This is a genomic window from Caulobacter endophyticus (assembly GCF_029543245.1).
GTDB classification, from domain to species: domain Bacteria; phylum Pseudomonadota; class Alphaproteobacteria; order Caulobacterales; family Caulobacteraceae; genus Caulobacter; species Caulobacter endophyticus_A.
The window spans coordinates 74,987-101,035 of sequence record NZ_JARQWV010000005.1 but is presented as its reverse complement, the minus strand read 5'-3'; the positions used below and the strand labels follow the sequence as shown (position 1 = coordinate 101,035).

Sequence of the window (26,049 nt, the reverse complement as noted above, 5' to 3'; positions counted from 1 at the left end):
CACTGCCTCGCGCGTTGCAGCAGCAGTACGGGCGTAGGGGCGACATGGCGCAAATCGAAACCGTCTTCACTCCGGGCTCGACCTGCTGGCGGGTCGAGACCGCCGAGCGTCTGGCGCTGTTCATCGACAACGACGAGGCCTTCGACGCGCTAAAGGCCCTGCTGCTGTCGGCCAAGCACTCGATCTGGATCCTGGCCTGGGTGTTCGATCCGCTGACGCGGCTCGACCCCGACCGCGTGAAGAAGAGCCGCGACCCCGTCCACGCCGACCGCATCGGCCTTCTGCTGCGTCGTCAAGCGGCGCTGAACCCGGCGCTGGACGTGCGGGTGCTGGCCTGGGACATGCCGTTCCCGATCGCGGCTTCGCAGCTGTTCGGCCCGCAGCGGGGCGCGGCCTTCTTCGCCGGCTCCAAGGTCAAGTACCGCCTGGACAACACCCTGCCCGCCAGCGCCTGCCATCACCAGAAGGTGGTGGTGATCGACGGCGTCACGGCCCTGGTCAGCGGCGGCGACATCGGCGTCGACCGCTGGGACACCACCGCCCACCTCGACAACGACCCGCGCCGGCGCCTGCCGACCGGCCACCACTATCCGGCCCGCCACGAGGTCGCCGCCCTGGTCGATGGCCCGGTCGCAGCGGCCCTGGCCGAGCTGTTCGCCGAGCGCTGGCGCAAGGCCACAGGCGAGACCCTGGATCCGCCCGAACGCCCGCTGGTCGCCCCCTGGCCCGAGCACCTGGCGCCGGTGCTGCGCCGCCTGCCGGTGGCCATCGCCCGCACCCAGCCGCACTGGCGTCGCGACGCCGAGATCAACGAGTGCCTGCTGCTGCACCTGGAGATGATCCGCACCGCCCAGTGGCTGATCTATATCGAAAACCAGTACCTGACCTCGCCGATCGTGGTCGAAGCCCTGGCCGAGCGCCTGGCCGAGCCCGACGGACCCGAGGTGGTGACGGTGGGCCCCGCCCGCAGCCCCAGCTACTTCGACCAGATCACCATGGACAGCGCCCGCACCGCGGCCATCAACCGCCTGCGCGAGGTCGACGTCCACGGCCGCTTCTACGCCTTCAGCGCCCGCACGCCCAAGGGCGCGCCGATCATCGTCCACTCCAAGGTGGCGGTCGCCGACGATCGGGTGCTGCGTCTGGGCTCGGCCAATCTCAACAACCGCTCGATCGGCCTCGACACCGAATGCGACATCGGTTTCGAGGCTCGCGACGAGGACCAGCGCCTGGCCATCGCCGCCTTCCTGGGCCGGCTGATCGGCCACTTCCTTGGGGTCGAGACCGAGTTGGTGCTCGAGGCCTTCATCGAGCAAGGCGGCCTTGGCCCCGCCATCGAGGCGCTGGACGGCAGGACCGGCCCGCGCCGGCTGGAGCCCGTGGGCGTCATGCCGCTGAAGGGGATGAAGAAGTTCGTCGCCGACTGGAGCCTGGGCGACGCCATCGCCCCCGATGACGCCTGGCGCCCCTGGGGCCGCCGCAAGCGCCTGAAGCACGACCTGGCCAGGCTGACCGCCCCTCCGCCGGAGCCGCCGGAGCATCTTCAGCTTTAAATCCCAACCACCGTCATCCCGGAAAGCCCGCAGGGCTTATCCGGGACCTAGGGGACTGGGCTCTGGGGTTGGGTCAAGCACCCCAGCTGGAATGACGGAAAAAGGTCGAGGCCTTCCGGCCAGAGTTGAAACCTCTCACCCTCCCACCGCTTCGCGGCGGGCCCCTACCTCTCTCAAAGAGAGAGGGTATTTACGCTTCGATCTCCAGATCCACCACCAGCGGCAGGTGGTCCGACGCCACCCGGGCCAGGGCGTCATAGGGCGAGAACACGTTCAGCGTCTTCAGGCCCTTCGTGAGAAAGACGTGGTCGATGCGCATGAACGGGAAGGTCGATGGGAAGGTCGCCGTGGGCGCCTTGGCCCAGCCGGCCGAGACGCTCTGGGCGTCGCGGGCGGCGGCTTTCAGCAGGCGGTAGGTGGCCGAATAGGGCGTGGCGTTGAAGTCGCCCAGCAGCACGCCCGGCGCCTTCCAGCGGTCGGACGCCATCCAGGCCTCGCCGACCAGGGCGGCGGCCTGGCGCTTCTGCTCCTGCGGGATCAGGCCAAGGTGGGTGTTGATGATCTGCACCGGGGTGTCGCCGACCATCACCTCGATCCACAGCGCCCCGCGCGGCTCCAGCCCCGGCACGGCGCGATAGAACGGCAGCGGGCCGAACTTGATCAGCTTTTCGGGCAGGTGGGTAAGGATGGCGTCGCCATAGAGCTCTTCCTCCACCGTCATCGCCGGGTGGAAGTGGAAGCCCATCTTCAGGAGTTCGGCCAAGCGATGGGCCTGATCGACATGGCCGGTGCGCAGCCGGCCGACGTCGAGTTCCTGCAAGGCCACGACGTCGGGCTCGTGGGCCGAGATCACCTCGGCCACGCGTTCCACGTCGAGCCTGCGGTCGCCGCCCACGCAACGGTGGACGTTGTAGGTCATCAGCCGCAGCTTCATGGGACCAGAAGATCGCCTGAAACCGCGCCGGGTTCCACACGCTCAGCGGGCGCCCCGCGGCTGAGCAGGAAAAGACAGGTCTCCGAGCGCCAGTTTTCCAGCGCCTTGGTCGGGTCGATCGGCCGTGCGGGGCCGTTTCCGGCGAAGGCGGCGCTGGAGTCCACGCGCACGCCGAGGTCTTCGGTCAGGGCCATGAAGTCGGCCAGGGTGCACAGGTGGATGTTGGGCGTGGCCCACCACGGGACCGGCAGGGCCTTGGTCGTCGGCATCCGTCCCCGGCTGAGCAGCGACCAGCGCACGCTCCAGTGGCCGAAATTGGGGAACGACACGATCGCCCGGTCGGCGATGCGCAGCAGCTCGTCCAGCACGTGGCGCGGATTGCGTGTGGCTTGCAGGGTCTGGGACAGCACCGCGTAGTCGAAGGTCTTGTCGGGGAAGTGGTCGAGGTCTTGGTCGGCGTCGCCCTGCACCACCGACAGCCCTCGCGCCATGCAGGCGGCCACCCCGTGGGCGCTGATCTCCAGCCCCCGGCCATCGACCTCCTTCTGTTGGGTCAGCAGCTCCAGGAGCGCCCCCTCGCCGCAACCGACGTCGAGCACCCGCGCGCCGGGACGCACCAGGCGCAGGATCTCGCGGAAGTCTTCGCGGATCATCACCAAGATCCTCCCCCTCTGGGGGAGGTGGCCCGGAGGGCCGGAGGGGGGCCGTTTTCAGCTTCCGAGACGCTGGCCGACATCGCAAAGACTTCCCCCTCAGTCGGCTTCGCCGACAGCTCCCCCTTCAGGGGGAGCATCCTGAACAGCGCCCTCATCGCCCGATCCCCCGCTCGCGTTCCACCGACGCCATGAAGCCCGTCAGGGCCGCGTCCATCACCGGCTCGTCCAGCAGGAAGGCGTCGTGGCCCTTGTCGCTGTCGATCTCGGCGAAGGCGGCGCGGCAGCCCGCGGCGGTCAGGGCGCGGACGATATGGCGGCTCTCGGCGGTCGGATACAGCCAGTCGCTGGTGAAGCTGAGCACGCAGAACCGCACGTCGCGCGCGGCCTTGAAGGCGTTGGCCAGCACCCCGCCGTGCGGCGCGGCCAGGTCGAAATAGTCCATGGCCCGGGTGATGTAGAGATAGGAGTTGGCGTCGAAGCGGTCGACGAACGCAGCCCCCTGGTGGCGCAGGTAGCTCTCGACCTGGAAGTCGGCGTCGAAGCCCCAGGACAGGCCGTCGCGCTGAAGCTCTCTGCCGAACTTGCGCTGCAGGGCCGGCTCGGAGACATAGGTGATGTGGGCGGCCATGCGGGCCACGGCCAGGCCCTTCTCGGGCCGTGAGCCTTGGGCCGCATAGGCGCCGCCGCGCCATTCGGGATCGGCCATGATCGCCTGGCGGCCCACCTCGTGGAAGGCGATGTTCTGGGCCGAGTGGCGCGAGGTCGAGGCCACGACGACGGCGCTGAACACCTTCTGCGGATAGTCCACCGCCCACTGCTGCACCTGCATGCCGCCCATCGAGCCGCCGACCACCGCCAGCAGGGTGTCGACCCCCAGGGCGTCGATCAGCATGGCCTGGGCCCGCACCATGTCGGCGATGGTGATGATCGGGAACGACAGGCCGTAGGGCTCGCCGGTCGCCGGATTGACCGAGGCCGGCCCCGTGGAGCCCATGCAGCCGCCGATGACGTTGGCGCAGATGACGAAGTGCCGGGCCGGGTCGATCGGCTTGCCGGGACCGACGAGGCGCGTCCACCAGCCGGGCTTGCCGGTGGTCGGGTGGGTGGAGGCCACGTACTGGTCGCCGGTCAGGGCGTGGCAGATCAGGACGGCGTTGGTCCCGTCCTCGTTCAGCGAGCCGTAGGTCTGGTAGGCCACCTCGAGGCCGCTGATCTTCGCCCCGGAATCCAGCACCAGCGGCCGGTCGGCGGGGAAGCGCCAGACACCGCCGCCGAGCGGCGCGGAAACGTCCAGATCAAGGTCGGCCATGTCGCCTTGGACCGCCTGTCGACGAAGGTGTCAACCATGCGCTTTGCGCCTGGGCGGCGGGCTCGTATGAGGAGATGACGAAGACGGCGTTTCTCGCCATTTGCCCAGCTTTAAAACCGCTTTATGGAGTGCGCCATGGACCGTCTGATCCTGATGCGCCACGGCAAGGCCGAGCGGCACGCCGCCCAGGGCGGCGACTTCGAGCGCGCGCTCGCCGAGCGCGGCCGCCAGGACGTGGCGTTGATCGCCTCGGCCCTGGCCTCGGAAGGCCTTTCGCCGGACCTCGCCCTGGTCTCGGCCGCCCGCCGCACCCGCGAGACCTGGGAGGCCGCCGCCGGCGCCTTCCCGGGCGCGACGGCCGAGGTCCTGCGCAATCTCTATCACGCCGAGGCGCAGGAGGTGCTGGCCGCCGTGCGCGAGGCCGACGCGCCCGCCGGCACGGTGATGGTGGTCGGCCACAATCCCGGCCTGCACGATCTTTCGCTGCGACTGGCCCAAGGGGGGCAGGCACAGGGCGGTCCGGCCGAGCCGGCCGAGCTCGCCAAGCTGCGCTCGCGCTTCCCTACCGCCACGGCGGCGGTCTTCGACATCGACGCGTCCGGCGCCCCGCGGCTGGCGCGCGTCTTCTACGCATCCGAACACGGCGGGCACGGCGGCGAATGACCCTGGTCTACAAGATCCTTCCGAAGACGCTCTGGGACGAGGCCAAGGCGGCCGGCCAGTTCACCGGCGCGCCCATCGACCACGCCGACGGCTACATCCACCTGTCGGCCGCCGAGCAGGCCCAGGAAACCGCCGCCCTCTATTTCAAGGGCCAGGAAGACCTGCTGCTGGTCGGCTTCGACGCCGATGCGCTCGGTCCCGAGCTGAAGTGGGAGGCCTCGCGCGGCGGAGCGTTGTTCCCGCACCTCTTCCGCAGCCTGTCGCCCGACGAGGCGATCTCGGAAAAGCCGCTGGCGCTCGACGCCGACGGCGTGCCGCAGTTGGGCCTTTCCTGATGGCCCTGCACGACATCGCCGCCCGCGCCCTGCACGCGCTGGATCCCGAAGACGCCCACGGCTGGGCGATCCGCGGCCTGAAGTGGGGCCTTGGCCCGCGCGACGGCGGCGTCGACGATCCGATCCTGGCGACCAGCGTCGCGGGCCTGCCGCTGGCCAACTGCGTGGGCCTGGCCGCCGGCTTCGACAAGAACGCCGAGGTTCCCGACGCCATGCTGGCCGCCGGCTTCGGCTTCGTGGAGGCCGGCACGGTCACCCCCCTGGCCCAGGCCGGCAATCCGCGCCCGCGCCTGTTCCGCCTCACCGAGGACCAGGCGGTGATCAACCGCATGGGCTTCAACAACGAGGGGCTCGAGCCATTCGCCGCGCGCCTGGCCGCCCGCAAGCACGCCCACGCCGACCGGCTTGGCGTGTTCGGCGCCAATATCGGGGCCAACAAGGACGCGACCGACCGCATCGGCGACTACGTCACCGGCCTCTCCCGCCTGTGGGGCCTGTCGGACTACTTCACGGTCAACATCTCCTCGCCCAACACGCCGGGCCTGCGCGCCTTGCAGACCAAGGCGGCGCTGGAGGAACTGCTGGGCCGTCTGGCGCAGGCCCGGGCCGAGCTGAAGAAGGACGGCGCCGACTATCCGATCTTCCTCAAGGTCGCCCCCGACCTGGAAGAGGGCGAGGTCGAGGCCATCGTCGAGACCGTGCTGGCCTGCGGCCTGAACGGCATCATCGTCTCCAACACCACCATCGCCCGCCCCGACACGCTGAAGTCGGCGCAGAAGGGCGAGGGCGGCGGGCTTTCGGGCGCGCCGCTGCTGGTCGCCTCGACCCGGGTGCTGGCCGAATTCCACGCCGCCGCCAAGGGCCGCGTGGCGCTGATCGGGGCCGGCGGCGTCGCCAGCGGCGCCGACGCCCTGGCCAAGATCAAGGCCGGCGCCTGCGCGGTGCAGCTCTATTCGGCCCTCGTTTATGGCGGCCCGGGCCTGGTGGTGCGGATCAAGAAGGATCTCGCCGCCCGCCTGCGGGCCGAGGGCTTCACCAGCGTTTCGGACGCGATCGGGACCGCATGACCCCTGACCAGAGCCTGGCCTGGCTGCGACGCTTCGGACCGCTGGCGGTCCTGGCGCTGTTGCTCGTGGCGGCTCTGGCTTCGGGCGTGGCCGGCAAGCTTTCCCTGGAGACCCTGCAGGCCGAGGGCGAGGCCTTGCAGGCCTTCGCCCACCATCATCCGCTGCAATGCGCCGTGGCCTTCGTGCTGATCTACGTGGCCACGGTGTCGGTCTCGCTGCCCGGCGCCCTGATCCTTTCGCTCAGCTCCGGATTTCTGTTCGGACCGCTGGGCGGCTTCCTGGCCCTGACCGGGGTGACCGGCGGCTCGACCGTGGTCTACGCCGCCTGCCGCACCGCCTTCGGCGACTTCCTGCGGCGCAGGCCCGGGGCCCTGCTGACGCGCATCGAGGAGGGGTTCAGGGCCGACGCCTTCTCCTACCTTTTGACCTTGCGGCTGATCCCGGCCTTTCCGCTGCTGCTGGTCAATGTCGCCTCGGGCCTGATGAAGATCCCGCTGCGCACCTACCTGCTGGCCTCGGTGCTGGGCATGGCGCCCAGCTCGTTCGTCTATGCCGGGATCGGTTCGGGCCTGGGCCACCTGTTCGCCGAGGGCGATCCGGTGACCCTGGCCACCCTGGCCTCGCCGCGCATCTACCTGCCGATCATCGGCCTGGGCGTGCTGGCCCTGCTGCCGCCGCTTTGGAAGGCCGCGCGCAGGCGCCGCGTTGCCCCCGCCGCCGACGTGAAGTAACCCAGACGAATGGCCGAACCGGTCACGCCGCCCGTCGCTCCCCACAAGCCGCCCGGAAGACGCCTTCCGTGGCCCGGCGGCCTGTCGGCGCGCCTGCTGCTGCTGACCGCCCTCTTCGTATTCGTGGCCGGCGCCTTCATCCTGCCGCCGGCCCTGGCCGACCTCGAAAAGCAGTGGCTGCTCGACCGGGTGCGGTCGGCCGAACTGGCCTCGACCATCGCCGACGCCGATCCCGAGCGCCGGGTCACCGACCAGGTCTCGCAACGCCTGCTCGACCAGGCCGGGGTGATCATCGTGGCCTTGCAGGTCGACGGCGCCCGCCGCCTGGTGCTCCCCACCGAGCCGCGCGCCATCGAACAGCCCTACCTCGTCGACCTGCGCGGCCAGAACCCCGGCTCGTGGCTGGCCGCCCCGTTCTTCACCCTGAAAAGCAAGCCCGGCAGCCTGGTGCGCGTCATGGCCGAGCCGCGCTTCCGCCAGGAGGCCGAGTTCGTCGAGATCGTGCTGCCCGACGCCCCGCTGAAGGCCCACCTGATCGCCAACTTCTGGCGACTGGCGGGGGTGACCCTGTTCGCAGCCGGCCTGGCCGGGGGGCTGATCTATCTGTCGCTGAACTTCCTGCTGGTGCGGCCCATGCAGCGCATCACCAAGGCCATGGAGCGCTTCCGCGCCGATCCCGAGGATCCCGAGGCCCGGGTGGTGGTGTCGCGCCGCCGCGACGAGATCGGCCGCGCCGAGGCCGAGCTCGACGCCATGCAGACCGACCTGCGCACCGCCTTGCAGGCCAAGGCCCGCCTGGCCGCCCTGGGCGAGGCGGTGGCCAAGATCAATCACGACCTGCGCAACATGCTGACCAGCGCCCAGATGGCCTCGGACCGCCTGGCCGCCCTGGGCGATCCCAAGGTGGCCCAGGCCCTGCCGCGCCTCGAACGGGCCCTGGACCGCGCCATCACCCTGGCCAGCGACGTCATGGCCTACGGCAAGTCCAAGGAGCCGGCCCCGGTGATCCGCACCGTGGCCCTGCGCGCGGCGCTGGACATGGCGGCCGAAGACTCCGGCCTCACCCCGCAGGGCGTGGCCCTGGAGACGGTGATCGACGCCCGCGAGCAGATCCAGGCCGACCCCGACCAGCTGCATCGCATCCTCACCAACCTGCTGCGTAACGCCCGCGAGGCCATCGAGGGCGCGCCCGACCGCAGCGGCAAGGGCCGGGTGTTCGTCGAGCTGCGCCGCGCCGACGGCATGAGCCACCTTAGACTGTCGGACGACGGCCCCGGCGTGCCGGCCCGGGCGCGGGCCAACCTGTTCCAGCCGTTCGTGGGCTCGGTGCGCCGCGGCGGCACGGGCCTGGGCCTAGCCATCGCCCGCGAGCTGGCCCAGGGCCACGGCGGGGATCTTGCGCTGGTCGAAACCGGCCCCGGCGGCTCGGTGTTCGACCTTACCCTAGCGGGTACGCCGGAACCCGCCCCGGCGCCCGAAGAGGGCGAGCCGGCGAAGTCGAAGCCGTAGATACCCTTCGTTGCCGTCTGGAACCGAGGACCTCCAAGGGTGGTTTGCGGAGATCAAATCCCTCTCTCATGGAGAGAGGGAGGGGCCCGCGCCGAAGGCGTGGGAGGGTGAGTGGGTAGGCGAAGCCCTCGGGAAATCTTGGCGCCGTTGCGGGCGATGTGCCGGCACGCCGGCTGAGGGTGTAACCACTCACCCTCCCATCGCTACGCGATGGGCCCCTCCCTCTCTCTAAGAGAGAGGGATTCCGGACCGCGCCAGTCCGCCACAAGGCCGGGAATGACGGGAGGTCAGGAGGTCAGGGAGGCCCGAGCCTCAGACCTCGTACTGCTTTGGCAGAGGCGCGCCCTGTTCGGCCGGGGCCAGCGGCGCGCGCAGTTCGACGGGCTCGCTGGTCAGCGTGTCGGGCGCGGGGGCCGGAGCCAGGATTCCGGTCGCCAGCACACCGGCGACCATAAGGCTGCAACTTCCCAGGCCAAGGCCCAGGGCTATGGTCTTCTTCAAGGTCATGCTCAAAAAGTATCCGCGTCGGGGAGGGCGCTTTTACTCACCAGGAACCAAGCCTCTGATGGGCCCTGAGGTTCCCAGGTCCCGCCAGAGGGATCACGTCCATCTCACGGGCGGACGTGCTTTTGCCTGTAAACCATCCACAGGTCCAGCATGGGGCGCCTTAAGGGCGATCTCGCCTCATTTGGGCGAACAGTGGTTGCATAGCCTCGCCGTGAGGCGCATCGCCGTCGCGCGTCAGCAACCGTTCGCGACGCGCCCAGCGAGGGTTCCGGCGCAGCCCCGATCCCCTTATGTTCGCCGCCATGACCGACGCCGCCGCGCCCGAATCCGCCCAGACCCGCCCCCTCACCCAGGACGGCCCTCCCCTGCGCCTGTTCCTGGTGGACGGCTCGGCCTATCTGTTCCGCGCCTATCACGCCCTGCCGCCCCTGACCCGCAAGAGCGACGGCCTGCCCGTCGGCGCGGTGCAGGGCTTCTGCAACATGCTGTGGAAGCTGATGCGCGACATGCAGGGCGACGCCCCCACGCACCTGGCGGTGATCTGGGACCACTCGGAAAAGACGTTCCGCAACAAGCTGTACGACCTCTACAAGGCCAACCGTCCGCCGCCGCCGGAAGACCTGATCCCGCAGTTCCCGCTGGTGCGCGACGCCACCCGGGCCTTCGGCGTGCCCGCCATCGAACTGCCCGGCTACGAGGCTGACGACCTGATCGCCGCCTATGCCTGCGCCGCGCGCGACGCCGGCGGCGAGGCCGTCATCGTCTCGTCCGACAAGGACCTGATGCAGCTGGTCGGCGACAGCGTCTCGATGTTCGACCCGATGAAGGGCGTCCGGATCGGCCGCAACGAGGTGTTCGAGAAGTTCGGCGTCTATCCCGAGCAGGTGGTCGACGTGCAGTCGCTGTGCGGCGACAGCGTCGACAACGTGCCCGGCGCCCCCGGCATCGGCGTCAAGACCGCCGCCCAGCTGATCACCGAATACGGCGACCTCGACACGCTGCTGGCCCGGGCCGGCGAGATCAAGCAGCCCAAGCGCCGCGAGACCCTGATCAACTTCGCCGACCAGATCCGCCTGTCCAAGGCGCTGGTCACGCTGGACTGCAACACCCCCCTGCCCGAGCCGCTGGACGACCTGGTCGTGCGCGAGCCCGACAAGGCGGTGCTGGCCGCCTTCCTCGAAGAGATGGAGTTCAGGACGCTCGCCCGCCGGGTGGGCGACGGCAACGCCGCGGCCGCCCCGCGCACGCTCGATACGCGCCCCTCGGACAAGCCGGTAACCGCCCCGGTGACCAGCGTATCCTACGTCTCGGCCGCCGCCCGCGCCGCGGCCAATCCGGTCGCCGAGCCCGTCGCCATCGACACCGCGGCCTATGTCTGCGTGCGCGACCTGCCAACCTTGCAGGTCTGGATCGACAAGGCCCGGGCCAAGGGGATCGTCGCCTTCGACACCGAGACCGACGCCCTGTCGTCGGCCAATGCCGGCCTGTGCGGCGTGTCGCTGGCCATCGCGCCTGGCGAGGCCTGCTATATCCCCGTCAGCCACGAGGAGAAGCCGCAGGACGGGGGCCTGGCCTTCGAGGCCCCGGCCAAGCTGGAGCAGATCTCCGAGGAGGAGGCTCTGGCCGCGCTGAAGCCGCTGCTGGAAGACCCTTCGGTGCTGAAGGTCGCGCAGAACGCCAAGTACGACATCGCGGTGATGGCCCGCCGGGGGATCGCCGTCGCCCCGATCGAAGACACCATGCTGATCAGCTACGTGCTGGAAGCGGGCCTGCACGGCCACGGCATGGACGAGCTTTCGGAGCTGTGGCTGGGCCACAAGCCGATCCCCTTCAAGGAGGTGGCCGGCACGGGCAAGAGCCAGATCAGCTTCAAGCACGTGGCGCTGGACAAGGCCACGGCCTATGCCGCCGAGGACGCCGACGTCACCCTGCGGCTCTACAACGTCCTGCGCCCGCGCCTGGCGGCCGAGGGCCTGCTGACGGTCTACGAGACCCTCGAGCGGCCGATGCCGGGCGTGCTGGCGACCATGGAGAACGACGGCGTCCGCGTCGATCCCGAGACCCTGCGCCGCCTGTCCAACGAGTTCTCGCTGCGCATGGCCGACTTCGAGGAGCAGGCCCAAAAGCTGGCCGGCCGCCCGTTCAACCTGGGCAGCCCCAAGCAGATCGGCGACGTGCTGTTCGGCGAGCTGAACATGAAGGGCGGCAAGAAGACCGCCACGGGCCAGTGGTCGACCGACAGCGACGTGCTGGAAAGCCTGGCCAACGAACACGAGCTGCCGCGCGTGCTGCTCGACTGGCGCCAGCTGTCCAAGCTGAAGGGCACCTATACCGAGAACCTGATCGCCGCGATCAGCGAGCGCACGGGCCGGGTGCACACCTCCTACGCCCTGGCCGCCACCACCACGGGCCGCCTGTCGTCGTCGGACCCGAACCTTCAGAACATCCCGGTGCGCACCGAGGAAGGCCGCAAGATCCGCAAGGCCTTCGTGGCCGAGCCCGGCAAGGTGCTGATCAGCGCCGACTACAGCCAGATCGAGCTGCGCCTGCTGGCCCACATCGGCCAGATCCCGCAGCTGCAGCAGGCCTTCCGCGACGGCCTCGACATCCACGCCATGACGGCCTCGGAGATGTTCGACACCCCGATCGAGGGCATGGACCCGCTGATCCGCCGCCGGGCCAAGGCCATCAACTTCGGCATCGTCTACGGCATCAGCGCCTTCGGCCTGGCCAACCAGCTGGGCATCGGCCAGGGCGAGGCCGGGGCCTATATCAAGACCTATTTCGAGCGCTTCCCCGGCATCCAGGCCTATATGGACGCCACCAAGGCCTTCGTGCGCGAGCACGGCTACGTGACCACGATCTTCGGCCGCAAGATCAACATCCCCGACATCCACGCCAAGTCGGTGGGCCAGCGGCAGTTCTCCGAGCGGGCGGCCATCAACGCCCCGATCCAGGGCGCGGCCGCCGACGTCATGCGCCGGGCCATGGCCCGCATGCCCGCCGCGCTCGAGCAGGAGGGCCTGAAGGCCCGCATGCTGCTGCAGGTGCACGACGAACTGGTGTTCGAGGCTCCGCAGGAAGAGGCCGACGCGGTCTGTGCGGTCGCCCGCCGGGTGATGGAGGGCGCGGCCGAACCGGCGGTGGCGCTGTCGGTGCCCCTGACCGTCGAGGCGCGCGCCGCAGCGAACTGGGACGAGGCCCACTAACTTCGCCCCCGGCCCGGAATATTTTCAGGCCGAATTTTTGTCGCACCCTCGCTCCGCCACAGGTGGAGCGGGACACTGGTTATCAGCGGTAACACCTTACACACCGCAACCCTGGGGAGTCGAAAACGCCTGGTCGCCGATCGGCGGCATATAACCCGGGTCGCCGGGTGCGACATTCCGCCACGGCACGGTTAATCCCGTGGAAACCGCGATCTCGCCAGAGCTTGCAGCGAGGACGTGTGCTGTTGCGCACATCGTCGGGGCAGATATCCGGAGGCGGGACGTGCGTTTTGGTGACTTGAAGATTCCCCAGAAGCTGATGGTCGTGTTCGGCGTGATGCTGGCCGCGATCGTGGCGATGGGCGTTACGCTGTTCGTTAACCAGCAAGCCTACAAGGGCTCGGTGCAGCGCACGGCCGTGGCGCACGCCAGCCTGCGCGCCGCCGACACCGCCGCCTTCCGCCTGACCCGCCAGGAGAACTCGCTGCGCGGCTTCCTTCTGTCGGGCGACGCCTACTACGTCGACCGCCTGGAAAACGCTCACAAGCCCAAGTTCGTGGCCGCGCTGGACGAGCTGCGCAAGCTGGCCGGCAAGGACGAGGCGGATCTGGCCCGCATCGCCGCCGTCGACGCCGCCTACGCCAACTATCGCGCCCAGGCCATCGAGCCGGCCGAGAAGCTGGGCGCCGATCCGGCGACCCGCGCCCAGGCCATCGACCTGGTCAAGCATGACGGCGTCGCCGACAAGGCCGTCGAGCCGGTCGAAAACGCCATCGAAGCCATCACCACCGACGCCGAGGCCGTCGTCGCCGCCGAGACCGCCGCCCAGGCCGCCGCCTCGCTGCGCAGCACCCTGGTCCTGGCCGGCGGCATCGCCATCGCCCTGGCGGTCGCAATCGGCGGCGGCCTGATGCTGACCGGCGGCATCGCCGCCCCGGTCGCGGCCATGACCACCGCCATGCGCCGCCTGGCCTCGGGTGACAACAGCGTCGCCGTGCCGGCCTCGGGCCGCAAGGACGAGATCGGCGAGATGGCCGGCGCCGTCGCCACCTTCAAGGACGCCGCCATCCACAAGCTGCGCCTGGAAGAGGAGGCCGCCGCCGCCGCCGCCCGCACCGAACGCGAGCGGGTCGAGCGCGAGGCCGAGAAGGCCGCCGAGGCCGAGGTCGACCGCATCGCCATCACCGCCCTGGCCGAGGCGCTCGGCTCGCTGGCCGACGGCGACCTGACCTACCGCATCAACGCCGAGTTCGCGCCGAAGGCCCAGCAGCTGAAGAGCGACTTCAACGCCGCCGCCGGCCGCCTGCAAGACGCCCTGCGCGGCATCAACGGCGCCACCGGCGGCATCCGCGCCGGCTCCGAAGAGATCGCCCAGGCTTCGGACGACCTGTCGCGCCGCACCGAGCAGCAGGCCGCCAGCCTGGAAGAGACCGCCGCCGCCCTCGACGAGATCACCGCCACCGTCCGCAAGACCGCCGCCGGCGCCAAGGAAGCCTCCAGCGTGGTCGCCGCCGCCCGCGCCGACGCCGAGCGCTCGGGCGCCATCGTCAGCCAGGCCGTCAGCGCCATGACCGAGATCGAGCAGTCCTCGGGCCAGATCGGCAACATCATCGGCGTGATCGACGAGATCGCCTTCCAGACCAACCTGCTGGCCCTGAACGCCGGCGTCGAAGCCGCGCGTGCGGGTGATGCGGGCAAGGGCTTCGCGGTCGTCGCCCAGGAAGTGCGGGCGCTCGCCCAGCGCTCGGCCGAAGCGGCCAAGGAGATCAAGACCCTGATCTCGACCTCCAGCCAGCAGGTCGGTGCGGGCGTGGCCCTGGTCGGCCAGACCGGCGAGGCCCTGCAGCGCATCGTCGACCAGGTCGCCACCATTGACAGCCTGGTCACCGAGATCTCCGCCTCGGCCACCGAGCAGTCCACGGGCCTGCACCAGGTCAACACCGCCGTGAACCAGATGGACCAGGTGGTTCAGCAGAACGCCGCCATGGTCGAGGAAGCCACCGCCGCCACCCACTCGCTGAAGGGCGAGACCGGCGAGCTGGCCGCCCTGGTCGGCCGCTTCAAGGTCGGGGCCGAAGGCGCCGCCCGCGCCGCGACCCCGGCCGCCCCGGCCGCGCCGCGCGCCAACCCGGTGCACGCCGCCCAGGCCCGCGCCCAGACCTTCGTCCGTCCGGGCCGCCCCGGCGGCTCGGCCGCCCTGGCGACCAAGGTCGACGAGTGGGAAGAGTTCTGAGCCGAAAAGCTCAGCCGGAAACGGAAAGGGCGGCTCGCAGGGGCCGCCCTTTTTCGTTGCGCGCGGCGACGAGATGAACCACGTACCGAACATCGGTCTCCAGTCGGGGCCGGATCGTGTCGGGGGACATCGAATGCGACTGCGGATGATCGGGCTGGCGCTATCGGCCCTGGCGCTCGCCTCCTCGGCGCCTGCGCCTGAGATCCTCCCTCACAAGGTGGTCGACCGGCCGGAACGCCGCATCATCTCGCTGACGTTCGACGCCGTCGACGAAAAGCCTGTCTGCATGATCGAGGACTGGGTCCTGACCGGCGGACCGGGCGGCGGTCCCGTCGTGCTGGAGGTCGCCGGCAAGCGCTACCCGCTGAAATCAGGCGCGGTCGGACGCTGCGAGCGCGACTGCGTCGTGCGGCTGGTCAAGGGCTACGCCCAGAACACCCACATTCCCTACGACGCCTTCGACCTGCCCGAAGCGCTGGACGAAGCGCCCAAGACCGTCGACGCGACGCTCGTGGCCTCCTCCTGCGAAGGCACCAAGCCGCTGCGCGAGGAAAGCTACAAGGCCACGGAGTGGATGCCGCTGGGATCGAGCGAGCAGCAGATCTGCAAGGTCTTCGGAGAGGTCACGCGCTGGGAGAACCGCGACCGCATCCGCAACGCCCGACAGGCCGGCGAGAGCCCCCGCCGCGTCCCCGACTACGATCGCCAGCAACTGCCCGGCGGCGCGATCTTCGACTACTACCTGTCGCGGCCGGACGCCGAGATGGCCGATCCGAAGGAGTTCAGCCGCGACTTCCGCTTCTACATCCTGGGCGAACGCGGACGGGTCGCGGGCGCGCCCAGACTCGAGCAGATGCGCGACTTCCTGATCAGCGCCCTGCCGCCGGCCAGCGAAATTCGCGACTTCGGCGGCGAGGGCGAAAGCGTACGGTTCAAGCAGAGCAATGCGTTCGGCGTCTACATGCCCGCCATGTGCCGCATGCAGGACCTCTGCCGTCCCCACGGCGTGGTCCGCACGACCCACAAGCTGCCATGCGGCGACATCCAGGAGCTGCCCCGCTAGAACCAGCCCGCTTCGCGCAGGGCCTTGGCGTAGGCGCGGCTGACGGGGGCCTCGGCGCCGCCGGCCAGGGTCAGCACGGCCCGGCCGTCGCCGCGCCTGGCCTCGACCACCGCCGCGCGCGCCACCCACCACGAGCGGTGGGTCTGGGCGCCTTCGATGCCTTCCAGCTCGGCGACGGCGTCGGACAGCCGCATCAGGATCAGGTCCTCGCCCCTGGAGGTGTGCAGGCGCAGATAGTGGTCCTGGGCCTCGACGGCGTAGAGCCTCGCCCCGCGCAGCTTGGGCGGCAGGCGTTCGAGAAAGCGCGGCGGCGGGGCCTCGGCGGCGGCCGCGCGGGTCTCGATCGGCCTGCGGGCGACCAGGAAGTTCAGCGCCGTGATCGCCGCGGTGATGACCAGAACCGGCAGGAAGTAGTGGGGCAGGTTGGCCGTGCGCGGCAAAGCGCCGAACATCAGGCTCGACATCGCCCAGACGTAGAGCGTGCCGGGCAGGGCCACGCCCAGGGTGATGACCGCGCCGCCGACGAAGGGCCGCCGCTCGGTCAGGCCGCTGTTCTGCACGACCGCGCCCACGGCCGCCCCGGCCGCCGCGCCCGACCAGCACAGCACCAGCCAGTAGATGACGCGGATCCACAGCGGCGCGGCGCTGGTGCCGAACGCCCCGGCGAAGGCCAGGAACAGCCCGGCGACCCCCGCCACCAGGATACCGCGTCCGTGCCGCGCCGCCAGGGCCGCCATTCGCGAAGCGTGAACGGCGGGCGGCGGCGATTGGCGAAGCGGAGCCGCCTGCTCACGTAACGGCGATTGAGACACGGACCCGGCGGCTCCTACCGATCTTCGAGACGGCGACGCAGCCCGCCGCCGGACGGAGATCAAGATGCCAGAGACCAACCTGTCAATGCACGCCGCCGCCCGCGGCCTCCGCCGCCGAGGCGTGGCGGGCGTGCTCGCCGCCACCGCGCTGGCCGCCGCCCCCTTCCTGGCGCCCCGCCTGGGCGCCCACCTGCCCAACCTCGCCCTGGTCGCCGCCGCGCCGCTGAAGATTCAGGTCCACATCCTCGCCGCCCTGACGGCGCTGGCGATCGGCACGATGCTGATGATCGGGGTGAAGGGCACGCGCCTGCATCGGACCCTGGGCTGGACCTGGGTAGCGGCCATGGCGACCACCGCCGTCAGCTCTCTGTTCATTCGCGAGATGAACCACGGCGCCATGAGCTGGATCCACCTCTTGTCCGGCTGGACGATCGTCGCCCTGCCGATGGCCGTCTACGCCGCCCGCCGCCACAAGGTTCACCTGCACCGGCGCTTCATGACCGGCCTGTTCGTCGGCGGCCTGCTGATCGCCGGCGGCTTCACCTTCCTGCCCGGCCGCCTCCTGTGGAGGGTTTTCTTCGGTTGAGCGCGTTTGCATTTCGCGGTCTCTGTTTCGTCCGCGCCTTCAAGGACCCCGTCATGCGTCTTCTTCCGCTCCTGGCCTGCGCCGCCCTCCTCGCCGCTCCGGCCGCCGGCCTGTGCCAGGACATCCCCGTGATCGACGCGCCCCCGGCCGCGCCGGCCGCACCGGCCGCACCGGCCGACGCCAGCCTGACCCTGACCTTCCCGGCGCTGAAGGCCCATACCGGCGCGCTGCAGGTGGCCGTCTACGACAGCGCCCAGGCCTGGAAGGGCGGAAAGGCCGTAGCTTCGGCGAGCGTTCCGGCGGCCGAGCCCCAGCCGACCATCCGCCTGGACCTGCCGGCCGGGACCTACGCCGTGCGCGTCTACCACGACGTCGACGGCGACGGCCGCCTGGGAACCAACGCCTTCGGCATTCCCGCCGAACCCTACGGCTTTTCCAACGACGCCAAGGTCGGCATGGGCCCGCCTCCGTTCGAGGCCGCCGCCTTCACTGTCGCGCCCGGCGAGAACGCCCACGCCGTGACGCTGCGCTGAGGCGCTGGCCGCCTGACGGTCGAACCCAGCCTTGCCTATGGGATTCCAAGGGAATTTCACGGCCTGACCCGACATCCTCGAAACGGCCGCGCTCTTGCCAGGGCGCCGGAAGCGGGCCTATCCGGGGAACAACGCTGTTCACGGATGGGTCTCTTCCACATGACCGCCGCCAAGACCCGCGCCCGCTCCGGCGGGCGGGGCCGTCCTTCCAAGGCCACGGGCCTGGACCTGAAGGAGACCATCCTCGACTCCGCCGAGGGCCTGTTCGCGCGCCATGGCTTCCACGGCGTGACCACCCGCCAGGTGGCCTCGGAGGCCGGCGTCGACACCGCCCTGATCCACTACTATTTCGGCGCCAAGCGCGAGCTGTTCGACGCGGTGTTCCTGCGCCGGGCCGACATTCTCAACCAGGCCCGCAGCGTCTCGATGAACGCCTATGTCGAGACCTTCGGCCCGCGCATGACGGTGGAGGGGGTGATCACCGCCTTCATCGACCCCCTGCTGCGCATCTCGCAGGAGGGCGGCGGCGGCTGGAAGAGCTATTTCGCCCTGGTCGCCCAGGTGAACAACACCCCGGCCTGGGGCGGCGAAACCATGGCCCGGTTCTTCGATCCCGTCGTCCACCAGTTGGTCGACACGCTGAAGATCGTCCGTCCCGACGCGGAATATCGCGACCTCTACTGGTGCTACCAGTTCCTGACCGGCTCGATGATGCTGGCCCTGTCGGAGACCGGGCGGATCGACTCGCTGTCGGAAGGCCTGTGCCATTCCAGCGACCTGGAGGCCGTGCGCGCCCGCCTGTTCGCCTATTGCGCGGCTGGTTTCGAGGCGGTCGTGGCCAGGTCCGGCAAGGCCTGAACGCCTTACCTTCCGCCCGCGGATTACGCTTTTCACCACCTGGTGAAAAAAGGCTGGCGCATTTCCTCAACCTAGGTGACAGTGAAGTCGAATTCCCGCGACGGTGAAATCGTGCGGGAAACGCTGGAAACGAGGCTGCTTGAGACGGCCCGGCCGGCGTGAGGGACGAAACGCATCTAGGTAAGAGGGGCTGTCCATGAAAACGATGTGGAAGGCTGCGCTGCTGGCCGGCGCGGCGTGGGGCGCCGCGAGTAATCTCGCGGTTGCGCAGGAACAGGCGACCACGACCGGAGAAACGGGCGTCGGCGTCGAAGAGGTGGTCGTCACCGCCCGCCGGCGCGAAGAAACCCTGAAGGACGTGCCGGTGGCCGTCTCGGCCTATGGCGCCGCCGCGCTGGAGCGCATGGGCGCCTCGGACATCACCAGCCTGCAGCAGTCGACCCCGAACCTCACCCTGCAGGTGGCGCGCGGCTCCAACTCGACCCTGATCTCGTTCATCCGCGGCGTCGGCCAGCAGGACCCGCTGTGGGGCTTCGAGCCCGGCGTGGGCCTCTATGTCGACGACGTCTACATCGCCCGTCCGCAGGGCGCGGTGCTCGACGTATTCGACATCGAGCGCATCGAAGTGCTGCGCGGCCCGCAGGGCACCCTCTACGGCCGCAACACCATCGGCGGCGCGGTGAAGTACGTGACCCGCAAGATCGGCCCCGAGCCGGAACTGCGCCTGAAGGCCTCGCTGGGCAGCTACGACCAGCGTGATTTCCTAGTCTCGGCCAAGGCCCCGATCGGCGACAAGCTGGCGGTCAGCTTCGCCGCCGCCAGCTTCGATCACGACGGCTACGGCAAGAACCTCAACACCGGCGCCGAGCACTACGACAAGGACGTCGCCACCGGCCGCGTCAGCGTCGAGTACACGCCGAACGAGGCGCTGTTCTTCCGGCTGTCGGCCGACACCACCCGCGACAAGTCCAACCCCCGCCACGGCCACCGCGAGGTGCAGGCCCTGAACGTGCTGGGCCAGCCGATCCCCGGCGGCGAGGTGCTGCCCGACGTCTACGACACCCGCGCCGGCTCGGGCGACAGCAACCGCGTCGAGAACAGCGGCGTGTCGCTGCTGGGCCAGTGGACGATCAACGACCTGATCACCGTCAAGTCGATCACCGCCTACCGCTCGGGCAATACCGAGGGCACCATCGACTTCGACGAACTGCCGGGCGCCTATCTCGACATCCCGGGCCGCTACAACGACCACCAGTTCAGCCAGGAATTCCAGGCGCTGTTCACCGGCGACCGCTGGCAGGGCGTGGCCGGCGTCTACTACATGAACGCCACCGCCGCGGGCGCCTTCGACACCGTGGTCAGCCAGATCAACACGACCATCGCCACCGCCGGCAATGTCGACACCGAAAGCTATTCGGCCTTCGCCGACGTCAGCTACGACCTGACCGAGCGCCTGTCGGTCTCGGTCGGCGGCCGCATGACCCGCGACGAGAAGTACGGCCGCGTCTATCGCCAGAACTTCACGGGCATCCGCAGCCCGCTGTTCGGCAACAACGCCGCCGTGCCCGGCCTGCTGCGCTCGAGCTTCACCAACAAGAAGACCTTCTCGAAGTTCACCCCGCGCCTCAGCGCCAAGTACGAGATCAGCGACGACCTGAACGCCTATGTCTCCTACAGCCAGGGCTTCAAGTCGGGCGGCTTCGACATGCGCTCCGACCAGATCCTGACGCCCAACTCGGCCGACGGCTACGAGCCCGAGACCGTCGACTCGTTCGAAGGCGGCCTGAAGGGCTACTTCTTCGACCGTCGCCTGAGCCTGAACACCGCGGTGTTCTACTCCAAGTACAAGGACATGCAGGTCACCCAGCAGACCCCGGTCGGCGCCTCGATCGCCAGCCAGGTGCTGAACGTCGGCCGCGCCCACATGTCGGGCTTCGAGGTCGAGGGGATCGCCAAGCTGGCCCACTGGGTCAGCGCCAACGTCTCGCTGGGCTACATCAAGGCCGAATTCGACGAGTACAAGGCCCTGGACCTGACCTCGACGCCGCCGGTGGTGCGCGACTTCTCCGACTCGCGGGTGTTCCAGAACACCCCGAAGTGGACGGGCAATTTCGGCCTGAACTTCAGCCACGACCTGGGCGACAACGGCTCGATCACCTTCACCCCGACGGCCTCGTACCGCTCGTCCTACCACATGTTCGAGATCCCCTCGGCGCTCGATCAGGGGTCCTACTGGCTCTATGACGCCAGCCTGATCTGGACCTCGGCGCAGGGCCGCTACAAGGCCGCCCTGACCGGCAAGAACCTGGGCGACGAGCGCTATCGCATCGGCGGCTACAACTTCCCGCAGTCGGCGGCCGTGTTCTACGGCAACTCCGTCAGCGCCTTCTACGGCCCGCCGCGCACGGTGACGGCGTCGTTCGAAGTGAAGTTCTAGGCGAACGCCTCGGGCGACGGCTTGCTGCAACAGGCCGTCGCCCTTTTCTTATCCGGGCTACACAAAAGCCGAGTTTGATTCCCTGGGGGCATGGCGATGGACGACGGTCGCAAACCTGACGAGGCCGCGCCGGCCCCGAGCTATCGCTACGTGGTGCTGGCCACGCTGATCCTCGTCTACACCCTGAACTTCCTCGACCGGCAGATCCTCGGGATCCTGGCCAAGCCGATCAAGGACGAGTTCGGCCTCACCGACGGCCAGTTCGGCCTGATGGGGGGCCTGGCCTTCGCCCTGCTCTACACCACCCTGGCCATCCCCATCGCCTGGCTGGCCGACCGCTTCAGCCGCGTGTGGATCATGACCGCGGCGCTCACCGTGTGGAGCGGCTTCACCGCCCTGTGCGGCTTCGCCGGCGGGTTCTGGCAGCTGTTTTTCTCGCGCATGGGCGTCGGCGTCGGCGAGGCCGGCGGCGTGGCTCCGGCCTATTCGCTGATCGCCGACTACTTCCCCAAGAGCCAGCGGGCGCGCGCCCTGGCCGCCTACGCCTTCGGCATCCCGCTGGGCTCTGGCCTGGGCACGCTGGTCGGCGGCCTGCTGGCCGCGACCTATGGCTGGCGCACGGCCTTCATCGTCGTGGGTCTGCTGGGCGTGGTGCTGGCCCCGATCTTCCGGGCCATCGTCAAGGATCCGCCGCGCGGCGGCGCCGACCGCATCGAGAGCGCCGCGCCCCCGGTGCCGCCCGCGCCGCCCCCGCCGTTCGGCGACGCGGTGCGCCTGCTGGCGGCCAAGCCGTCGTTCTGGCTGCTGTCGTTCGGCGCGGCCGCCTCGTCGGTCTGCGGCTACGGCGTCGCCGCCTGGCTGCCCAGCTTCTTCATGCGGAGCCTCGGCCTCACCCTGTCGCAGACCGCCTGGTACTATTCGGGCATCGCCCTGTTCGGCGGCCTGCTGGGCATCTGGCTGGGCGGCGTGGTGGCCGACAAGCTGGGGGCCAAGTCCAAGTCGGGCTATCCGATCACCCCGGCCATCGCCTTCCTGATCTCGGTGCCCTGCTTCCTGCTGGCCATGAACAGCGGCGCGCTGTTCGGCGGCCTGGGCAAGAGCGCGGCCATGACCGCCGCCTTCCTGATCTTCCTGATCCCGACGGGCCTGAACCTGGCCTGGCTTGGCCCCATCACGGCCGCCGTCCAGCACCTGGCCCCGGCGCCGATGCGCACCACCGCCTCGGCCCTGTTCCTGCTGATCAACAACCTCTTGGGCATCGCCGTCGGCATCTACTATTTCGGCCTGGTCTCCGACCTCCTCAAGCCGATGTTCGGCGCGGAGTCGCTGCGCTGGTCGATCTATACCGGCATGGGCTTCTACCTCGTGGCGGCAGGCCTGTTCTTCCTGGCCAGCAAGCGGCTGGAGAAGGACTGGGTGGACTGAAGGCCTCCCATTTTTCCGTCATCCCGGGCGAAGGCGCGTAGCGCCGTAGACCCGGGACCCAGGGGCCGGTGCATTGCGGTCGCCCCTGGGTCCCGGCTCTCCGCTTCGCTACGGCCGGGATGACGACCCTTGGAGCGCAGACTGAAGCTCACAGCCAAAAAGTCGCAGTCGCTTCAAGGCCGTTCAAGCGCCACCGTTCGGACATGATCCAGGATCATTGCGCCGCCGAAACCGTGTTATCAGCGGTATGAGCGGGGTACGGCGCGATGAGCGGCGACGATCGGCACATCTTCCATGACCCCACCGGCAAGCGGCGGCGCAGGTTCACCCTGGCGGCGGGCATAGCGCTGTCGCTGGTGGCGGCGATCGTGGCCGGCTTCCTGGCCACCCTGGCCTTCGCCCCGCGCCTGCCTGCGGTGACGCTGAAGGATCCGCACGTGCTGTCGGCGCTGCACGAGGAGACGGCCCATCGCCTCAAGCCCGGCAAGCCGCCGGCCTGGCGCGCCCTGCCCGCCCCCAAGACGCCCGCCGCCATCGGCGCGGCCAAGCCGCTCAGCGTCGGCTTCTACGTGCCCTGGGACGAGGACAGCCGCGAGTCCCTGCGCCGGCACATCGCCGGCCTCGACGTCGTCTCGCCCCAGTGGGTGGCGCTGAACGGTCCCAAGGGCCAGATCAATGTCGACGACGACCCGGTCGGCACGGCCCGCATCGCCGCCGCCCCCAATCACCCGACGGTGCTGCCGCTGGTCCACAACTCGGCTGACGCTGCGTTCAACGGCCCGATGGCCGACGCCCTGCTGGCCGATCCGGCCGCCCGCAAGGCGCTGATCGACAACCTGGTCGCCCTGGCCCAGCGGCGCGGCTTCGGCGGCTACATCTTCGACCTCGAGGCCTTGTCGCCCAAGGGCCTCTCCAACTACCCGCTGCTGCTGGACGAGGCCCGCGCGGCCTTCAAGGCCTCGGGCCGCGAGGTCTGGGTCACCGCCCCCTTCGACGAGCAGGGCTGGCCGCTGAAGCGCCTGCAGCAGTCGGCCGACACCATCGTGCTGATGGCCTACGACCAGCACTACGGCGGCGGCGACCCCGGCCCCAACGCCGGCCAGGACTGGTACGAGAGCGAGCTCGACAAGCGCTTCTCCACCCTCGACCCGGCCCGCACCGTGCTGGCGCTGGGCGCCTACGGCTACGACTGGACGCTGAAGGCCGACGGCGCGGCGGCCAGCGGCGACGCGGCCACCTTCCACGAGGCGATCCGCAACGCCCAGGACGCCGGCGCGGACATCCGCATGGACGACAACGCCCTCAACCCCACCTACGCCTACGCCGCCGACAACGGCGACAAGCACGTGGTGTGGTTCCTCGACGCGGCCACCCTGTTCAACCAGATCAAGGCCACCGACCCGTTCCGGCCGCGCGGCTATGGCCTGTGGCGCATGGGCGGCGAGGATCCCGGCGTGTGGAGCGTGCTGGGCCAGCCCTACGGCAAGGGAACGGCCGCCGCTCTGGCCCGCATCCCGGCCGGCCAGAGCGTCGATTTCGACGGCGGCGGCGAGGTGCTGCGCGTCTCGTCCCTGCCCACGCCCGGCAAGCGTTCGCTGGAATTCGATCCCGACACCGGCCTGATCTCGGGCGAGACCTACGACGTCCTGCCCAGTTCCTACGTCATCGAGCGCTACGGCCAGAAGCCGGGCCTGGTGGCCCTGACCTTCGACGACGGCCCCGACCCGCGCTGGACACCGAAGATCCTCGATATTCTGAAAGCAAAGAACGCCCCGGCGACCTTCTTCGTCATCGGCCAGAACATGCAGAAGCATCCGGGCCTGGTGGAGCGCGAGATCCGCGAGGGTCACGATGTGGGCGGCCACACCTGGACCCACCCCAATATCGGCGAAACGCCGCTGCCCCAGACCCAGGTCGAGCTGAACGCCACCCAGCGCCTGTTCGAGGTGGTCACCGGCCGCTCGATGCGCCTGTTCCGCCCGCCGTTCTTCGGCGACGCCGAGCCCTCGACCCCGCGCGAGGTCGATCCGCTGGTGATCGCCCAGACCCTCGGCTACCTGATCGTCGGCCTGCGGATCGACACCGACGACTGGCAGAAGCCCCCGCCGCAGGTGATCATCGACCGCGCGCTGGACCGCCTGGACCATCCGGGCGCCAATCCCGGCCAGGTGGTGCTGCTGCACGACGCCGGCGGCAATCGCGAGAACACCATCAAGGCCCTGCCCGGCCTGATCGACGGCATCCGCGCCCGCGGCTACCGGCTGGTCACGGTCGGCGAGCTGGCCGGCATGACGCCTGAGCAGGTGATGCCCAGGAGCGAGCGCGACCCGGTCGGCCTGGCGCTGGATCGCCTGGGCTTCGGCTTCTTCCGGGGGCTGAACGCCCTGCTGGTCGGGCTCTTCATCACTGCCATTGCTCTTGGTGTCGCGCGCCTCGTCTTCCTGGCGTGCCTGGCCCTGGTCCACAAGGCGACCGAGCGCACGCCGCAGGATCTGGATCCCGCGAGCGGCCCGCTGGTCAGCGTGCTTATCCCCTGCTTCAACGAGGAGAAGGTGATCGCCGCCTCGGTGGCGCGGATCCTGGAGAGCGACTGGAAGAACATCGAGGTGCTGGTCCTCGACGACGGCTCCAAGGACCGCACGGCCCAGGAGGTGCGCGACCACTTCGCGGGCGATCCGCGCGTGACGCTGCTGTCGTTCGAGAACGGCGGCAAGGCCCGCGCCGTCAACCGGGGCCTGGCCGTGGCCAAGGGCGAGTTCGTGGTGGCCCTGGACGCCGACACCCAGTTCCCCAAGTCGACCATCGGCCGGCTGGTGCGCTGGTTCGCCGATCCGAAGATCGGGGCGGTGGCCGGCAACGCCATCGTCGGCAATCGCCTCAACATCGTCACCCGCTGGCAGGCCCTGGAATATGTCACCGCCCAGAACCTGGAGCGGAGGGCGCTGGCGGCCCTGGGGGCGGTGACCGTGGTGCCGGGCGCCGTCGGGGCCTGGCGCAAGAGCGTGCTCGACGTCCTGGGCGGCTATCCCTCCGACACCCTGGCCGAGGACCAGGACCTGACCATCGCCTGCCAGCGCGCCGGCTGGAAGGTGGCCTTCGATCCGGCCGCCCGCGCCTATACCGAGGCCCCCGACACGGTGAGCGGCCTGCTCAAGCAGCGCTTCCGCTGGTCGTTCGGCACCCTGCAGTGCGTGTGGAAGCACCGCGCGGCGCTGTTCAATCCCAAGACCCCGGTGCTGGGTTTCGTGGCCCTGCCGCAGATCTGGCTGTTCCAGATCCTGCTGGCCGTGGCCGCGCCTCTGGTCGACCTGGCCGTGGTCTGGAGCCTGGTCTCGGGCCTCTACGCGGCGCTCGCCCACCCGCTGGAATGGCGGCCCGACGACATGGTGCGCGGCCTGCTCTACTGGGCGGTGTTCATTCTCGTCGACCTGTCGGCCGGCGCCCTGGGCATGGCCCTCGAGAAGCGCGCGCCGTGGGCCGACCTGCCCTACCTGCCGGTGCAGCGCTTCGGCTACCGCCAGCTGATGTACTACGTGGTGGTGAAATCGGTGCTGACCGCCGTGCGCGGCGGCCGCGTCGGCTGGGGCAAGCTGGAACGCCGCGCGACCGTGGCGGTGAAGTGAAAATGC

20 protein-coding genes and 1 pseudogene are annotated in these 26,049 nt (G+C 69.8%); 15 read left to right on the top strand and 6 right to left on the bottom strand.

The features are described from left to right. Positions 1-44: 44 nt before the first annotated feature. Complete coding sequence (locus P7A99_RS06365) at positions 45-1,553, top strand: phospholipase D-like domain-containing protein (protein WP_277793081.1); 1,509 nt, start codon at positions 45-47, stop codon at positions 1,551-1,553. Between the two features lie 190 nt (positions 1,554-1,743). Here the strand turns inward: P7A99_RS06365 and P7A99_RS06360 are convergent, their stop codons facing one another. The 3 genes from P7A99_RS06360 to metX all read right to left on the bottom strand — a co-directional run bounded on the left by P7A99_RS06360 (position 1,744) and on the right by metX (position 4,452). Then, a complete protein-coding gene (locus tag P7A99_RS06360; RefSeq protein WP_277793080.1) occupies positions 1,744-2,487 on the bottom strand; it encodes an endonuclease/exonuclease/phosphatase family protein in 744 nt (247 codons plus the stop codon). Further along, positions 2,484-3,149 carry a methionine biosynthesis protein MetW gene (gene metW, locus P7A99_RS06355; protein WP_277793210.1) on the bottom strand — a complete coding sequence of 222 codons (666 nt, stop codon included), beginning with the start codon at positions 3,147-3,149 and terminating at the stop codon, positions 2,484-2,486. The genes P7A99_RS06360 and metW overlap by 4 nt, the downstream gene beginning before the upstream one ends. A gap of 145 nt (positions 3,150-3,294) precedes the next feature. After that, a complete protein-coding gene (gene metX, locus P7A99_RS06350) occupies positions 3,295-4,452 on the bottom strand; it encodes a homoserine O-acetyltransferase MetX (RefSeq protein WP_277793079.1) in 1,158 nt (385 codons plus the stop codon). Between the two features lie 135 nt (positions 4,453-4,587). On the opposite strand from metX, the gene P7A99_RS06345 reads away from it, so the two are divergent. From P7A99_RS06345 to P7A99_RS06325, 5 genes are read left to right on the top strand one after another with little or no spacing between them, the layout of a single operon-like run. Then, positions 4,588-5,115 carry a SixA phosphatase family protein gene (locus tag P7A99_RS06345; RefSeq protein ID WP_277793078.1) on the top strand — a complete coding sequence of 176 codons (528 nt, stop codon included), beginning with the start codon at positions 4,588-4,590 and terminating at the stop codon, positions 5,113-5,115. Beyond that, entirely contained in the window at positions 5,112-5,450 is a 339-nt protein-coding gene (locus tag P7A99_RS06340; protein ID WP_277793077.1) for a DUF952 domain-containing protein, read from the top strand. Before P7A99_RS06345 ends, P7A99_RS06340 begins: the two co-directional genes overlap by 4 nt. After that, positions 5,450-6,517, top strand: a complete 1,068-nt coding sequence (locus P7A99_RS06335) for a quinone-dependent dihydroorotate dehydrogenase (RefSeq protein ID WP_277793076.1) — start codon at positions 5,450-5,452, stop codon at positions 6,515-6,517. Before P7A99_RS06340 ends, P7A99_RS06335 begins: the two co-directional genes overlap by 1 nt. After that, positions 6,514-7,248 (top strand): TVP38/TMEM64 family protein, encoded by a 735-nt coding sequence (locus tag P7A99_RS06330; protein WP_277793075.1) that lies wholly within the window; start codon positions 6,514-6,516, stop codon positions 7,246-7,248. Before P7A99_RS06335 ends, P7A99_RS06330 begins: the two co-directional genes overlap by 4 nt. A gap of 9 nt (positions 7,249-7,257) precedes the next feature. Beyond that, positions 7,258-8,757 (top strand): sensor histidine kinase, encoded by a 1,500-nt coding sequence (locus P7A99_RS06325; protein WP_277793074.1) that lies wholly within the window; start codon positions 7,258-7,260, stop codon positions 8,755-8,757. A gap of 312 nt (positions 8,758-9,069) precedes the next feature. Here P7A99_RS06325 and P7A99_RS06320 read toward each other — a convergent pair whose 3' ends face one another. Beyond that, positions 9,070-9,264, bottom strand: a complete 195-nt coding sequence (locus P7A99_RS06320) for a hypothetical protein (RefSeq protein ID WP_277793073.1) — start codon at positions 9,262-9,264, stop codon at positions 9,070-9,072. A gap of 302 nt (positions 9,265-9,566) precedes the next feature. Between P7A99_RS06320 and polA the strand changes: the two genes are divergently transcribed. The 3 genes from polA (at position 9,567) to P7A99_RS06305 (ending at position 15,769) form a co-directional block, all read left to right on the top strand. Next, positions 9,567-12,473: a DNA polymerase I gene (gene polA / locus P7A99_RS06315; protein WP_277793209.1), complete on the top strand. Its 2,907-nt coding sequence runs from the start codon at positions 9,567-9,569 to the stop codon at positions 12,471-12,473. Positions 12,474-12,756: 283 nt separating this feature from the next. Then, positions 12,757-14,706, top strand: coding sequence for a methyl-accepting chemotaxis protein (locus P7A99_RS06310; protein WP_277793072.1), 1,950 nt, complete (start codon positions 12,757-12,759; stop codon positions 14,704-14,706). A 133-nt stretch (positions 14,707-14,839) separates the two neighbouring features. Next, positions 14,840-15,769, top strand: a complete 930-nt coding sequence (locus P7A99_RS06305) for a hypothetical protein (protein WP_277793071.1) — start codon at positions 14,840-14,842, stop codon at positions 15,767-15,769. Here the strand turns inward: P7A99_RS06305 and P7A99_RS06300 are convergent. Continuing rightward, positions 15,766-16,506: a LytTR family DNA-binding domain-containing protein gene (locus P7A99_RS06300; protein ID WP_277793070.1), complete on the bottom strand. Its 741-nt coding sequence runs from the start codon at positions 16,504-16,506 to the stop codon at positions 15,766-15,768. The genes P7A99_RS06305 and P7A99_RS06300 overlap by 4 nt on opposite strands. Before the next feature lie 139 nt (positions 16,507-16,645). Here P7A99_RS06300 and P7A99_RS06295 point away from each other — a divergent pair, with 139 nt between their 5' ends. The 5 genes from P7A99_RS06295 (at position 16,646) to P7A99_RS06275 (ending at position 22,420) form a co-directional block, all read left to right on the top strand. After that, positions 16,646-17,167, top strand: coding sequence for a DUF2306 domain-containing protein (locus P7A99_RS06295; RefSeq protein WP_277793069.1), 522 nt, complete (start codon positions 16,646-16,648; stop codon positions 17,165-17,167). A 53-nt stretch (positions 17,168-17,220) separates the two neighbouring features. Continuing rightward, the gene (locus P7A99_RS06290) at positions 17,221-17,700 is read left to right on the top strand and encodes a DUF2141 domain-containing protein (protein ID WP_277793068.1); all 480 of its coding nucleotides are present in this window, start codon (positions 17,221-17,223) and stop codon (positions 17,698-17,700) included. Between the two features lie 159 nt (positions 17,701-17,859). Continuing rightward, on the top strand, positions 17,860-18,558 hold the full coding sequence (locus P7A99_RS06285; protein ID WP_277793067.1) for a TetR/AcrR family transcriptional regulator: 699 nt from the start codon (positions 17,860-17,862) through the stop codon (positions 18,556-18,558). 196 nt (positions 18,559-18,754) lie between these two features. Continuing rightward, positions 18,755-20,995 carry a TonB-dependent receptor gene (locus P7A99_RS06280; protein ID WP_277793066.1) on the top strand — a complete coding sequence of 747 codons (2,241 nt, stop codon included), beginning with the start codon at positions 18,755-18,757 and terminating at the stop codon, positions 20,993-20,995. Between the two features lie 90 nt (positions 20,996-21,085). Beyond that, a complete protein-coding gene (locus P7A99_RS06275; protein WP_431307647.1) occupies positions 21,086-22,420 on the top strand; it encodes a spinster family MFS transporter in 1,335 nt (444 codons plus the stop codon). A 17-nt stretch (positions 22,421-22,437) separates the two neighbouring features. On the opposite strand, the pseudogene P7A99_RS06270 reads toward P7A99_RS06275, so the two are convergent. Then, a pseudogene (locus tag P7A99_RS06270) lies at positions 22,438-22,578 on the bottom strand (hypothetical protein); the annotation flags it as partial. Between the two features lie 108 nt (positions 22,579-22,686). Between P7A99_RS06270 and P7A99_RS06265 the strand changes: the two are divergent. Beyond that, the gene (locus tag P7A99_RS06265; RefSeq protein WP_277793064.1) at positions 22,687-26,043 is read left to right on the top strand and encodes a glycosyltransferase; all 3,357 of its coding nucleotides are present in this window, start codon (positions 22,687-22,689) and stop codon (positions 26,041-26,043) included. The last annotated feature ends 6 nt before the right edge of the window (positions 26,044-26,049 follow it).